Raw genomic sequence first — 14,688 nt, forward strand, 5'->3', positions numbered from 1 at the left:
CTTATTAAGTTTAACATTCCAGCAATGCTGCGTGAAAATCGCCTTTGGCGTGTTTAATTTAAAGAACAAGCACAGCAACTTGTCTCTTTGCCAACCTTTGCGAAACGGGCAGTGTGACAAATATCAAATGAGATTGACTATCAATTGCATTTAAAAGACCATCACCCGTCATCCTGAACCCCAGCAAGTCAAAGCCCATGGACACCCGCACGACGGACTCACGCAGTCAACGCCTGACCCAAGCCCTGCAACAACGCCTGCAAAACCAGCAACAGCGTACTTTTCGAATCACCGTCGACCCGGCACAGCGCCATTCGCCTTTCCCGCTGGCCGACATGCAGTATGCCTACTGGGTGGGTCGACAGGACACCTTCTCCCACGCTGGGGCGATCCAGTTCTATGTACAGTTGCATACCCGTAACCTGGACTTACCCCGGCTGACACACGCCTGGAACCGTTTGCTGCAGCGGCACGACATGCTGCGGGCGGTGGTCAATGCGGAAGGGGTGCAGCGTGTGCTGCAGGACGCCCCCTGGCAAGACATTGAAACGAGTGATGTCTCTACCCTGTCTGAAGCCGCCTTGCACGATCATCTGGCGGCAACACAAAGCCAGCTGCAGGCAGAGTGTGCCTCGCTGGCCAGCTGGCCCCATGCCCGGCTGATCTATGACCAGCTGAACGCAGCTGAAGGTTATCTGCACATCAAACTGGACCTGTGGTGCATTGATGGCCGCAGCCTGCATATTGTGTTTGATGAGCTGGCCCAACTCTACCAGCAGCCGGACTGCACACTCCCCCCGCTGCAGATGCAGTTCCGTGACTACATCATGGCCTTGCAGCAATATGAACAACAGGACGGCTGGCAGCACGCCCTACAATGGTGGCAACAACGCATGCCCACCCTGCCGTCGGCCCCTGACTTGCCCCGCCACCCGAATGCGGAACATCGCTCCGAACAATTCATCCGTCTGGAGCAGGCACTGGGGGACGCCGCCAGCCGGCAGCTTCAGCAGCTCACCCAGTCACACGGCCTGTCGCTGGCAGGCGTACTGCTGTCGGTCTACGCCCATGTTCTGGCTCACTGGAGCAGCAGCCGCCACTTCACCTTGAACATTCCCCGCTTCAACCGGCCAGACTGGCATCCGGACATCGGCAACGTGGTCGGGGAGTTTGCCTCGTTCAGCCTGCTGGAAGTAGACCTGCGCGAGCCAGGCAGCTTTATCCACCACGCCCGCACCATCCAGCAGCAGCTATGGCAGGATCTGGACCATCAAGCCGTGTCCGGTGTACGACAACTACGCGAACTGGCCCGCGCCCGGCACAGCGGTGAGCTGGCCAGCATGCCGTACGTGTTCACCACCACCCCCGACTTGCGACAAGGGGCACACTACACACCCCGCGCCATCAGCAGCGTGTTTGGTGAGGTGCGGCAGATGGTCAGCCGCACGCCACAGGTGTTGATCGACTGCCAGTACCTGCTCGAAGACGGAAGCCTGCATCTCAACTGGGATGCCATGCCGGGCGCTTTTCCGGATGGCATGCTGGACACCCTGTTTGCTACATTCGTACACCACTTGCGGCAGCTCGCAGCTTCCCCTGAGCAGTGGCATCAGCCTTTGCGTACGCTGCTGCCAGACGATCAGCACCGGCGTCGCCAGCCACCAGCAACGCTGCCCGCTGTCCGTCCCGAGACAGCTGCGCAGGGTTTACGGCACTGGAGCCAACGCACACCAGCAGCACCTGCTCTGATCTGCGCTGACGGGCCTCACTGGAACTATCGGCAGCTTGAGCAGCAAGTGGCCGCTTGGGTGCGGCAACTGCAGGCCCACGGGCTGAACACCCGCTCACGCGTTGCCTTGCTGCTGCCACGGGGCTGGCAGCAGACCGTTGCCCTGCTGGCCTGCCAATGGCTGGGCTGCACCAGCGCACCGCTGGACCACACCCAGCCGACTGCCCGGCTACAAGGCATGCTCAATACGCTGACACCGGATCTGGTCCTGAGTCTGCCGGGGCAACATCCTGAAACCCTGCCCTGCCCGCTCCTGCTGATGCCGGAACCCCTGCCAGCCCCTGCCACGCTGCCGCAAGTAGCGGCCTGGGACCCGGATCATAACGCTGTCATCATTTTTACCTCGGGCTCGACCGGCACCCCCAAGGGAGTGCAACTGCATGCAGCCGCGCTGGCCAATGCCTTGCAATACAGTGCACATCGCTTTGGTCTGAGCGAGCAGGACGGATTCATCGCCATTACCGCCCTGCACCACGACATGATGCTGTTTGATCAGCTGCTGCCTTTCCAGCTGGGCGCCCGCCTGGTGCAGCCTCTGGCCGCACAGGCGCTGGACCCGGCGCACTGGCTGCAATTGGTACAGGAGCACGGCATTACCGTCTGGAACAGCGTGCCCCGCTTTCTGGAATGGTTGCTGCAACACAGCCCGGCACTACCGGACTCATTGCGAACCCTGCTGCTCGGGGGCGACTGGCTCCCCCCTGCCAAACTGGCACCGCTGCTGGCGCAAGGGCGCGCGGTCTACAGTGTGGGCGGCCCAACGGAGACCACGTTATGGAATATTGTGCACCCGCTGAGCCTGGACGACTGCCATCGGACCCGCATTCCTTATGGCCGCGCCATTGACCATTGCCAATACCATGTGCTGAACGACTGGCTGGAAGATTGCCCGGATGGGGTCAGCGGTGAGCTGTACTGCAGCGGCATGAGTCTGGCGCAGGGCTACCTGAATGCCCCCGAGCACAACGCCGCACGCTTCTTGCCCCACCCGCTAACAGGCATCCGCCTGTACCGCACCGGCGACAAAGGCTACTGCGACGAGCAAGGCATCATTCATATTTTGGGCCGCACCGACTTCATGCTCAATGCCGGAGGCCTGCGTATCAACCCGCATGAGATCGAATCCGCACTGCTGCAGCACCCCGCCATCGCCCAGGCGGTGGTACTGGAACAGGCCGATGCGCAGCAACGGCAGCACATTGTTGCTGCTGTGCTCTTGCGACCCGAGCAGAAAGCGGACGAAGCAGACTGGATCGCCCATTGTCGCCAGCAGGTGCCGGCAGCCGCCATTCCGCGCCGTTTCGTGGTGCTGACGGAGTGGCCTGTCAACGCCAATGGCAAGCTGGACCGCCCAACCCTGAGCCGGCTCATGCAGACTCAGGCAGTTGTCCAACAGGCCAGCCGCCCGCTGAGCCCGGAAGAGCAATCGCTAGCCGATATCTGGCAAGCCCTGCTCCCACACAGCATCACCCGGCCGGATGCTCATTTCTTTGCCATGGGGGGCGATTCCCTGCTGGCCACGCGCCTGCTGCTCAGTCTGGAGCAGCATTATGGCTTCCGCCCCCCGCTGGGCATGGTGTTCTCGCACCCGGTGCTGCAAGACATGTGTCAATGGCTCAGCCGCCAGCCCGCCCGGCAGCGCACCCCATGGCCGAGTGCGCACCCTGAAACGCCAGAGCGAGGCTGGGCGGAGGACCGTATCTGGTTCATGAACCAGCTCTCCCCGGGCCATGCCTTCTTCAACCTCTGCCATCAGCTGACGCTGGATGGCGATCTGAACCCCGAGCGGCTGGCAGAGGCCTTCCGCCTGCTGGTAGCCCGTCACGAGCCGCTGCGTGCCCACTACCCACGCGGGCTGCAAGGCCACCGTTACCAGATTCAGCCCGCAACAGCGTTTCCGCTGCCCTGCACAGATTTGCAACAACTGGCACCTGAGGCACAAGCCGAGGCCTGCCAGCAAGCACTGGATACTGAGCTCACCTCCGGCTTTGACCTTGAGAACGGCCCCATCCTGCGCGCCCACTTGCTGCAGCTTGGGCCGCAACGCTGGCAATTGCTTTACAGCCTCCATCACATTGCCTTCGATGGCTGGTCCAGCGAGCTGTTCGTCAAGGAGCTGTTCCAGCTGTACGGTACGGGCAGTGCTGACAAGATGCCTGTGGTGGCCCGCTATGCCGATTTCACCTTGTGGCAGCAACAACACTACGGCGGCACGACGTTGCAACACAGCCTGACGCAATGGCAAGCCATCCTGGGCGAGGCCAGCCCGCTGAGCCTGCCGAGCGATCATCCCAGATCGCCCGTGCAAAGCTTCCGTGGCGCGAGCCTGCACCACTGGCTGGACGCAGAGCAGACCGCCGCTGTGCAGCAACTGGCCCAGGCCGAGGGCGTCACCCCATTCATGGTCCTGCTCGCGGCCATGCAGCTGACGCTGGGTCGTCTGGCCGGGCAGGATGATTTCATCATGGGCAGCGTGCTCTCAGGCCGCGATCATGCCGCCACCCAGAACATGATTGGCTTGTTCATCAACCCGGTCCCCCTGCGCGCCCGCCTGCAACCTGACCACACCTTCCGGCAATTGTTGCTGCAGACGCGCGAGGCTTTCCTTGCCTCCGAAGCGCATCAGCATGTTCCCCTGCAGGCACTGGTTCAACAACAGGACCGGGCACCGGACCTGAGCCGGAATCCCTTATACCAGGTGTCCTTTACCTATCAGGCTGCCGGGCTGGTGCAGGGAGACTGGCATGGTTTGCAAGTTCGCAGTCATCCGGTGGCCTCTACCGCCACCCATATGGACCTGGAAATTCTGGCCTTGCCAGACCAGGAGCGACTGCTGGTGGTCTGGCAGTACGCCGCAGATTTGTTCAGCCCTGCCCGTATCGAGCAGTGGCAGCAGGCCTTCACCCATGTGTTGCAGGCCGCACTGGACACCCCCGATGCCGCACAGGGCCGCCTGCCACTGGCACCGCTGGCCAGCCGCCTGGCGTGGTCGCGCTTCGATGGCGGCCCTGCGCTACCGGGTCTGGACCCTTGGCCAAAGCTGGCGGAGCATGCGGCACAACAGCCGGATGCCCTTGCCCTGTTTGACGATCACGGCGCACGCTGGAGCTGGCAACAGCTCATGACCCGCGCCGAGTATCGCGCCGGGCAACTGCTGCAACAGTGCCCGCAAGCACAGCGCATTGCCGTGCGCCTGCACCCCGGCTTTGACTATGCCTGCACCATTCTGGCCATCCTGCGGCTGGGACTGACCTGGCTGCCAATAGACCCGCAACGGCCCATTACCGCAGTACAAGACATGCTGCAACGCGCCGAGGTCGACCTGCTGGTCAGCACCCACAGCCTGTGGCCTGCCACTGACGCCACCACGCCAAGCTGGCTGCTGGATCAGCACACACCCGTTTCCCAGGCGCTGCCCCCCTACCAGGCAGCGCCGGGGCATCGCGTGGCGTGGGTTCAGCACACCTCCGGCTCCAGCGGTCAACCCAAAGCGGTGGCGCTCAGCTACGACAATCTGCGCCATCGCCTGGCCTGGGGACAGACCACGGCCCCATTGCACGCCGGCGCTGTCGCCTGCCTGAAAACCTCCCCCGCCTTTGTGGATGCCATGGGTGAGCTGCTGGATAGTCTGTTGGCGGGCATGTCCATCCTGATCCCGGACCCGGACGCGGCGCGCAGCCCGTATCAATTGCATACCCTGTTGCAACGACATCAGATTGATCGGCTGGTACTGACCCCGACCTTGGCCACCGCCCTGCTGGCCCAAGCCGGAACCGCAGGCTTGCCAGTGCGGGTGCTGGTGCTCGGTGGCGAGAAAGTGCAGCGTGATCTGGCGCAGCAACTGCTTGCCGCCCTGCCGGAGGACAGCCATCTCCTCAACTATTATGGCTGCACGGAGGTCAGTTCGGACGCGGCCTGGTCCCGCATCACCACCCCACTGCCGGATGAGGCCATCCTGCCTGCGGGTGAATCCGTGCCGGGTTGCACCCTATGGCTACTCGACGCGCATGGCGCGCCTGTGGCCCCTGGCCAGCCCGGTCACATCCACGTCAGCGGCTGGAATCTGGCCGAGGGCTACCTGAATGAGCCCGAGCTGACTGCCGCGGCCTTTCATAACTGGACGCACCCGGACGGTCACGTGCTCAGGTTGTATGCCACCGGTGATATCGGTCGACGGCAGGGGCAGCAACTCAGCGTACTGGGCCGGCAGGACCAGCAGATCAAGCTGCGCGGCATGCGGGTGGAGTCTGGCGAGCTGGAGGTCGCACTGCGCAGCCACCCGGCCGTCAAGGATGCGGTCATCCAGTTGCAGGTCACGCCACAGGGAGACCATCTGGTCGCCCATATTCTGCTGCGGCAAGGGCAGACGGTACGCTGTGCAGACCTGCGTGAACATCTGGCCCGCCAGCTGAGCGCCAGCCTGTTGCCCACCCACTGGAGCCTGTCCGAGCAATGGCCCCTCACGACAACCGGCAAGGTGGATCGCCGGCAGCTGCCGCAGGAAGGCTTGCTGACCAGCAATCACGATCGCCAGCACACCCCGCCCCGTACCGACAGTGAACGGGCCTTGCTGCAGCTGTGGCAAACCTTGCTGGGCCCGGCCCCGATCGGCATCGACGACAATTTCTTTGAAGCAGGGGGCAACTCCCTGCTGCTGGCGCAACTGCACCAGCAGGTCTGCAGCCGCTGGCAATGTGAGCTGCCGCTGACCCAGCTGTTCCAGCAGCCCAGCATCCGGGCGTTGGCCACCCTGCTGGATCAAGGGCACAACCAGCAACCCCGGCAGGCCACACGTGCCCGCGCGGCCGCACGCCTGGCAGCGCGCCGGAGGTCTGCATGAGCCAACGGATTGCGATTGTAGGCTGCGCGGGGCGTTTTCCCGGCGCCGAATCGGTCGCTGAATTGTGGCAGTTGCTGCTGGCGGGAACAGAAGCCTATCAGCTGCTGGACCCGGCGCAACTGGCCCAGTCAGCCCATCATCAGTTGAGTCAGCAAGCAGGCTATGTCGCACTGGCGCGCCCACTGGCTGACCATGACTGCTTTGATGCCCGCTTCTTCGGCTATGCCCCGCGTGAGGCGGCCCTGATTGACCCGCAGCAGCGCGTCTTGCTGGAGTGTGCCTGGCAGGTATTCGAAGATGCCGCCATTCCACCGGGGGATCAGGATGGGCGCCGGACCAGTGTCCTGGCCAGCGTGGGGGCAAACGCCTACCTGCCGCTGCATGCCCTGCCCGCCGTCTGGCGCGGCGAGGCCGACCTGCTGGAGTGCACACTGGGCAATGACAAGGACTACGCCGCCAGCCGTGTAGCCTACAAGCTGGACCTGACTGGCTCGGCACTGACGGTGCAAACTGCCTGCTCCTCGTCGCTGGTCGCCGTTCACTTGGGCGTGCAACAGCTGCTGGCGTTTGAAGCCGACCGCGCACTGATTCTCGCTGCCTCGATCAGCCTGCCCGCAGACCTGGGCTACCTGCCCGAAACAGGGGGCATCCGCTCACACGATGGCCATTGCCGCCCCTTCGACGCAGCCGCCAGCGGCACCGTGTTCGGATCCGGCGTGGCCGGGGTCATGCTGAAGCGGCTGGACGATGCCATCACGGACGGAGACCGTATTCTGGCCGTAATCGAGGGCAGCGCCATCAATAATGATGGTCATCAACGGGTCGGCTTCACCGCGCCCGGCCTGAACGGGCAGGTGGCCGTCATCAGCGAGGCGCTGCAAGTGGCCGGGCGACAGGCGGACGAGCTGGCCTATGTCGAATGCCATGGCACCGGCACCCATATGGGCGACCCGGTCGAGATCGAGGCCTTGCATCAGGCCTTGCAAGACAATGCGGACCACGCACTGGCAGCCGCCTCCTGCGGCATTGGCTCCATCAAGAGCAATATCGGGCATCTGGATGTGGCCGCTGGTCTGAGCGGCCTGATCAAGACCGCACTCAGCCTTCATCACGGCCAGATCCCGGCCACCCTGCATTACCAGCGCCCCAATCCGGCGCTACGGCTGGCACACACCCCGTTCCATGTCATTCATGAGTCTACGGTCTGGCCTAAGGATCGCCCGCGTGTGGCCGGGGTCAGCTCCTTCGGCTTCGGCGGGACCAATGCCCACGCCATCCTGTCTGCGCCACCGGACACACCGGCATCTGGCCCGACTCGCAGCTGGCACTGCCTGCCCCTCAGCGCCGCCACTCCTGAGGCGCTGCAACAGCGCGCCACCGCGCTGGCACACTGGCTGTCGCAACACCCGGCAACGCCACTCGATGATGTGGCCTGGACGCTGCAAACCGGGCGCAAAGCCCTGCCTCATCGCAGGGTTTGCGTGGCAGACAGCGCAGCCAGCGCCATCCAGCAACTCAGTACGCTGCCGACTACCCCGGTCACGCGCGTGACGCAGCTGCGCTGGTTGTTCCCCGGCCAAGGGGCGCACTATGCGGGGATGGCCGCCCCGCTCTATCAGCAAGAGCCCTTGTTCCGCGAGCGGCTCGAGCGCTGGCTGGCACGTCTGGTCCATGCCGGAGCCAACCCGGCGATCCGCGCCGTACTGCTGACCCCCTCGGAAGCGGAGGCGGATACCGGGCTGGTGCAGCCAGCGCTGTTCGCACTGGAGGTCAGCCTGGCCGAAACCCTGATGGCGCTGGGCCTGCAACCCGACGAGTTGCTGGGGCACAGTCTGGGGGAACTCAGCGCCGCAACCGTAGCCGGGGTGTTTCAGCCCGATGATGCTGCTCGCCTCCTGGTAGCACGCAGCCAGTGGATGGCCGCCTTGCCCACGGGCGGCATGGCGCTGCTGCTGGCGACAGCGGCAGACGTTGAACGCGAGCTACCCGTCCATGGCTCACTGGCGCTCGCGCTGGTCAATGGCCCGCAATGCTGCGTGGTTGCAGGGCCGGATGTCGCGCTGGAGGCCCTGCTGGCCTCATCAGCCGCTCAGCGCTGGCAGGCACGGCGCTTGCGCACGTCTCATGCCTTCCACAGCCCGATGCTGGACCCCATGCTGGTGCGTTATCAGGATTTGCTCAGTCAGCTGCACCTGTCTGCCCCGGTCTTGCCCTTGCGCTCCGGTACGCACGGCCAGCTGCTGTCCGCCGAGGAGGCGTGCTCCGCAGACTACTGGGTACGGCAGCTACGTCACACCGTGCGCTTTGATCTGGCGCTCGCCCATGCCTCACCGGATGGCATGGATCTGGAAATCGGCCCGCCGGGTGGTCTGCTGGAGTTTGCCCGCCAGTCGCAGCCCTCGCCCCGGCCCGGTGTCAGCCTGTGTCCACCGCGCCAGTTGGCAGGGCATGCGGCAGAGCGCATCTGGCCGTGGGCGATAGGCCTGCTGTGGCAACATGGTGTGGCCATCAACTGGCCTGCCTGGCAACACGCCTGGCTGCCGCGCCAAAAGTGTGCCTTGCCCGGCTACCCATTTGCCCGGCAGCGCCATTGGCTGCCCGCCGTGTTGCCTATCGCCCCGCCTGAAGGCGTACCAGTCAGCCCAGCCACGCTCCCGGCTCAACCACGGGGCATAGCCTCAAGTGATGTACCGCCCACGGCAGCGCCGACAGGGCTAACCGACGAAAGCCGCATGTTGGCCCTGTGGCGTGCCGTGCTGCATCTGGACGCCATCCAGCTAACCGACGATTTCTTTGCGCTGGGCGGAAATTCCATCCAGGCACTGCGCCTGTGCCAGCTGGCACGCGAACAGGGTTGGTCGCTGACCCCGCAACAGGTATTCCAGCTACGCACGCCTGCCGCACTGGCTGCGGTACTGACACCACCCGTGCAGACGTCACCTTCGTTGCCTTCCCACACTTTCAGCGAAGTGGATGAAGACGACCTGGCCTTGCTGCTGAATCAATTGACTGAAGAGACCCCATGACAATGACGGTGATGCCCTCCCGCCTGGACGCAATCGTACCCGCCACCCCTTTGCAGCAAGGCATGCTGTATCACGCGCTGCTGGACGATGACCCGAGACTGTATCTGGAACAGTATGGCTTTACTGTCTCCGGCACGTTTGACGTCACCCGCTATCGACAAGCCTGGGAAACCAGCCTGCAGCAGCAAGCGATGCTACGTGCCTCTTTCCACTGGGAGGGGCTGGGCAAAGCGTATCAAGTGACGCAGCAAGCCGTCAGCTTGCCCTGGCACGAGCACGACCTGCGTGGCTTGAGCCACGAAGCCCAGCTCGCCGCCATCGAGGCACAACGGCAACAGCGGCGAGAACAAGGCTTTGTGCTATCGAAGGCCCCACTGTTTGTGCTCGACATCCTGCAGCTGGACACACAACGCTGGAAGGTCCTGCTGACCCTGCATCACATTCTGCTTGATGGCTGGTCACTCGCGCTGCTGCTGGAAGAAGTCTCCCTGCGTTATGTGGATCCGACAGCAAGCCTGCCGCCGGCTGCGCCCTTCGAGCACTATCGTGCCTGGCTGGCACAACAAGACCCGGCATCTGCCGCCGCCTGGTGGCAACAGCAGCTGGCTGACTTTGGTGCCGCCACCCCGGCCCCCCTGCTGAATACCGCACAAGGCGAAGGCAGCGTGGCGTTTGACCTGGACTGGTCTGCCACAGACAGCGCCCGGTTTCGCCAGCTGTGCCAACAGCAGGGGCTGACCGGCAATACCGTTTTCAGCGCGGCCTGGGCCTTGCTGCTGGCGCGGTATCATCATCAGCAGGAGGTCAGCTTTGGCAGTACCATCGCCACCCGCCCGCCCGAGATTCCCGGCATCGACCGCACGCTGGGCCTGCTACTCAATGTGCTGCCTTGCCGGGTGGATTGCGATGGAGAGCAAGCCAGTGGCCTCTGGCTGCAGCAATTGCAGGCCCGCTGGCTGACCGCTCAGCAGCATGGCTACCTGCCCTTGAGCGAGCTGCAGCGGCAGGCCGGTTGCCCCGGTCAGGCCTTGTTTGAGACCCTGCTGGTCTGGGAAAACCAGCCCGGCAGTCAGGCCGATACCCCGGCAGGCGCGCCACTGCAGGTCCGCCACGATGAAAGCTACGAGCACAACCCTTATCCGCTGATGCTGGCCGGTTATCCCAGCGAGCGCATCCGCCTGCGGCTGACAGTCCGGCAGGGTAGCCTGGATGCGCAAGGCGCCCAGCAATTGCTGGCGCAACAGCAGGCACTGATGCTGGCATTGCTGACACAGCATGAAGCCCCCCTTCATCAAGTCACCGGGTTGCGGCAGCGGATCGAGACCACCGCTCCGACCGACGCCCCCCGCACGCCTTCACTGTGGTCACGCTGGCAAGCCCTGTGCGATCTGGCACCCGATGCTCTCGCCTTGCATGATCTGAACGCTGCGCGCAGCTACACCCGGCAAGACCTGATGGCGCACACCCGGCAATGGGTGCAGCAATTGCGCACCACCATCGCAGACACGGAGCCCACGGCTCCACTGGCCTTGTTACTCTGGCCCGGCATCGAGCAATGCACCGCCATGCTGGCCGCACTCTATCTGGGTCGCCCCTGGTTGTCTCTGGATCCGCGTCGCCCGCAGGATGGGCTGCTGGCGCAGTTGCAGCAGCTGCACCCTGCTGCTTTGCTGACTCGCCCGGAGCTGTGGCCGGCCACCGGGCAATGGGATCCGGCACGCACGCTATACCATGCCGAGTTGCGCCAGCCTGCCCAGACGCTGCCCCCGCATACGCCACCTGCAGCTGATGCTGCCGCACTGATGGTGCTGACTTCCGGGTCGACCGGTGCGGCCAAATGCGTGGAGCTACCCATGCAGGCCTTGCAGTCCCGACTGGACTGGATGGCCCATGCACATCCGGCCGCGCTGGACGAGCGCATGCTGTGGAAAACCTCACCCGTCTTTGTGGATGCCGTGTGTGAGGTACTGGGGCCCTTGCTGTCCGGCTACCCCGCCGTCAGCCTGCCGGACAGCCAGCTCGCTCACCCGGAGTCACTGGCATCAGCCTTGACCCGCGCGCGCATTAGCCGGCTGGTGATCACCCCCAGTGTGCTGGAGCATCTGCTGGCGCATCTGCCCCAGCCCTACCCGGGGTTACGGCTGCTGCAAGTCAGTGGCGAACGCTTCCCGGTGGCGCTGTTGCAGCAGGCACGTGTGGCCTTCCCTCAGGCACGCATTCTCAATGTTTACGGCTCATCCGAAGTCATGGCCGATGCCTCCGTCTTTGATGCGACGCACTGGCACGCCTCGGACGAATCTGTCAGCAGCGTACCCATCGGGGTCTGCCTGCCTTACCTGCAGGCGACCTTGCTGGACCTGCACGGCCAACCCTGCCTGCCCGGTGCCGTGGGGCAACTGTATGTGTCTGGCCTTGGGTTGGCCAAAGGCTACCGTCACGATGAGGCACTCACCCGACAGGTTTTCCGCAGTGTGCCCGGCCAGACCGGGCGGCACTATGCCACCGGCGACCTGGCCCGTGAGCATGCGCAAGCTGGACTGCTGATCTGCGGTCGCGCCGACCGGCAGCTCAAGCTGCACGGGGTACGCATTGAACCTGGCGAGATCGAGCATGCCCTGCTACAGATCGCCGGGGTGCAGGCCTCCGTGGTCACCCTGCACCAGGACCCACAGGGGCAGGCACGACTGAGTGCGCATCTGGTCTGGCATGAGGGGCACACACCGCACAATGCGGCCAGCCTGCGGAGCGCCCTGTCAGGCAGGCTCCCACCTGCCCTGATCCCGACACACTTTCAGAATGAAACCCATCTACCCCGCACGGCCAGCGGCAAGCTGGACCGCCGCGCACTGCAGGCCCGGTTTGCCCAGGCGGAGGTGACCGCGCTCCCCGAAACCGAAGACCAGCATGCCTTGCATGGCTTGTGGCAGAAGGTGCTGGGTCAAGCCCCCGCTGGTATTGACCAGGATTTCTTTGCCGCAGGGGGCAACTCCATCCACATGACTCAGCTGGCCTTTGCCATCCGCAAACAGTTTGCACAACCGTTTCCGATTCGCGCCATTTTTGAAGCGCCAACCATCCGTCAGCAGGGCGCGCTCTTGCACACGCTGCGCCAGGGCGAACAGCCGCATGAGGACCGCAGCCACAGCGACAGCCAGGGTTTTGATCTGACACAGGAGGCGCGTGCTGCAGATGACATCCTGCCGGGCGCCACGCTGCAATCGGTGTGGCCTGCGGGGCAAGGCAAGGTGTTCCTCTCTGGCGCGCAAGGGTTCATCAATGCCTGGCTACTGGCCCGCTTGCTGGATGAGCCAGACCTGCAGGTCTATTGTCTGGCGCCGGGGGCCAACCGGGTTGAGGCGTATCACCATCTGGCCGATCACCTGGGCCGCTTTGGCCTGTGGAACGCCACACGTGCGGCTCGTCTGACTGCGGTTGCTGGTCGGCTGGAGGCACCGCGTTTCGGACTGGAACCCGCACAATGGCAGCAGCTGGCGCAGGAGATGGATGTCCTGTTCCATACCGGGGTCATCATCAATTTCGTAGCCCCCTACACTCAGCTACGCCACAGCAATGCGCTGGCTGCCGCCGAAATGCTGCAGCTGGCGAGTGCACACCACAGCAAACCGCTGCACTTTATTGGCAGCCTGGGCGTGTTTGACCACAGCCAGGCCACCCCAGATAGCCCACCAGTACATGAAGACGATGCATTACAGCACTGGCGAGGCTTGCCCAATGGTTACCTGCAGGCCCGCTGGGTCAGCGACACCCTGATCCGCCGTGCCATCCGGCGAGGCCTGCCTTGCTCGGTGATCCGCTTGACCACGGTGTGCGGCGACCGGGTTCGCCATCAACCTCATGCGGACGACATGGCCTGGCAACTGCTGCGCTTGGGCATGACGGTGAAAGCCGTACCCGACAGTGCGCGGCTGCTCGACATGGTGCCAGTAGACGAAGCGGTGAATGCAGTGGTGGCCCTGGCCAAGGATGGTCAGACCCTCGGACAGGCGTGGCACATCTCCAACCCACGACGCTGGCGCTGGGCCGAAGTCGGCCAAGCGCTGGCCCGACATGGCTACCACTTGCCGCTGATGCACGGCAAAGACTGGTCACGCCATGTCCAGCAGTGCGCGGCGGAGCTGGCCAGCCAGACCGACTGGCAAGCGATACTGCCGCTGATCGGGGACAGCTGGCGTGATCACGCCCGTTTCCTGCAACTGGACAACCAGAAGAGCCTCAACCGTCTCCATTCGCTGGGGCAGCCGTTGACGGTCATGGACTGGGCACACTTCTGGCCCTCCATCCACACCCTGATCCAGCAGGGCTTCTTGCCACAAGCTGACCAACAACCGGTCTAACCCGGGGGCAAACCCAAAGCAAAAGCCCCCGCCCCATTATCCTGGGGCGGGGGCTTTTCAACATCCGGACTCAGTGTGAAAACTGGCTGAGGTGCTTGGACAGGATATCCGCAATCGCACGGTCATCCAGGCCACGGCTACGCAGTTCGGTACTCAAGGCCTCCACATCCACCTGCTGCAGGCTGCGGGTCGTGCCTTGCTGGCTGCCTTCCCGGACAATGCGGAAATCATGCTGCCGCTCTGCCGTTTCGCGCACTTCATAATGCATGACCTCATCCACCTGATTATCCGGCGTAAAGGTCAGCACGGTAGGCCGTAGCTGGTACAGCTCCTTCGGCTGAATGTAGTCCGAAGCACAAATGATGACCTGGTCACCTTTCTGGCAAGTACGCGCGGCTGCACCATTGAGGATGCAGCAGCGTGAGCCGGGCTCACCATAAATCACGTACGTGGAAATCCGGGCACCACTGTCCTTGTTCCAGATTTCCACGAATTCCATCGGGAAAATACCGGCCTGCTCGCACACTTCCGGGTCGAGCGTGATCGAACCGTGGTAGTGCAGTTCTGCACCGGTGATGGTAATACCGTGCAACTTGGCACGAACCACCTTGATCATGGGGTTTACTCCTTGCGTATGAATCGTCAGGCTGCAGCCTCTATGGCGCGCAGCATACAGGA

4 protein-coding genes are annotated in these 14,688 nt (G+C 63.7%); 3 read left to right on the forward strand and 1 reads right to left on the reverse strand.

Features of this window, described 5'->3' with window-relative positions; translation table 11 throughout:
* The first annotated feature begins 197 nt into the window (after positions 1–197).
* The 3 genes from ACE3O2_RS13680 to ACE3O2_RS13690 are packed head-to-tail and all read left to right on the forward strand — an operon-like array spanning position 198 to position 14,010.
* Positions 198–6,629 (forward strand): amino acid adenylation domain-containing protein, encoded by a 6,432-nt coding sequence (locus ACE3O2_RS13680; RefSeq protein WP_374338359.1) that lies wholly within the window; start codon positions 198–200, stop codon positions 6,627–6,629.
* Positions 6,626–9,655, forward strand: a complete 3,030-nt coding sequence (locus ACE3O2_RS13685; RefSeq protein ID WP_374338361.1) for a type I polyketide synthase — start codon at positions 6,626–6,628, stop codon at positions 9,653–9,655. The genes ACE3O2_RS13680 and ACE3O2_RS13685 overlap by 4 nt, the downstream gene beginning before the upstream one ends.
* On the forward strand, positions 9,652–14,010 hold the full coding sequence (locus ACE3O2_RS13690) for a condensation domain-containing protein (RefSeq protein WP_374338363.1): 4,359 nt from the start codon (positions 9,652–9,654) through the stop codon (positions 14,008–14,010). Before ACE3O2_RS13685 ends, ACE3O2_RS13690 begins: the two co-directional genes overlap by 4 nt.
* Positions 14,011–14,080: 70 nt before the next feature.
* On the opposite strand, the gene panD is transcribed toward ACE3O2_RS13690, so the two are convergent.
* Entirely contained in the window at positions 14,081–14,626 is a 546-nt protein-coding gene (panD, locus tag ACE3O2_RS13695) for an aspartate 1-decarboxylase (RefSeq protein WP_374338365.1), read from the reverse strand.
* Between the last annotated feature and the right edge of the window lie 62 nt (positions 14,627–14,688).

The organism is Leeia sp., from assembly GCF_041909055.1.
Lineage (GTDB): Bacteria > Pseudomonadota > Gammaproteobacteria > Burkholderiales > Leeiaceae > Leeia > Leeia aquatica.

What these genes read in the sequence shown, in the direction of transcription:
- ACE3O2_RS13680 (WP_374338359.1), top strand. Translation starts at nt 198, where the DNA reads ATGGACACCCGCACGACGGACTCACGCAGTCAACGCCTGACCCAAGCC.
- ACE3O2_RS13690 (WP_374338363.1), top strand. Translation starts at nt 9,652, where the DNA reads ATGACAATGACGGTGATGCCCTCCCGCCTGGACGCAATCGTACCCGCC.
- panD (WP_374338365.1), bottom strand. Translation starts at nt 14,626, where the DNA reads ATGATCAAGGTGGTTCGTGCCAAGTTGCACGGTATTACCATCACCGGT.
- ACE3O2_RS13685 (WP_374338361.1), top strand. Translation starts at nt 6,626, where the DNA reads ATGAGCCAACGGATTGCGATTGTAGGCTGCGCGGGGCGTTTTCCCGGC.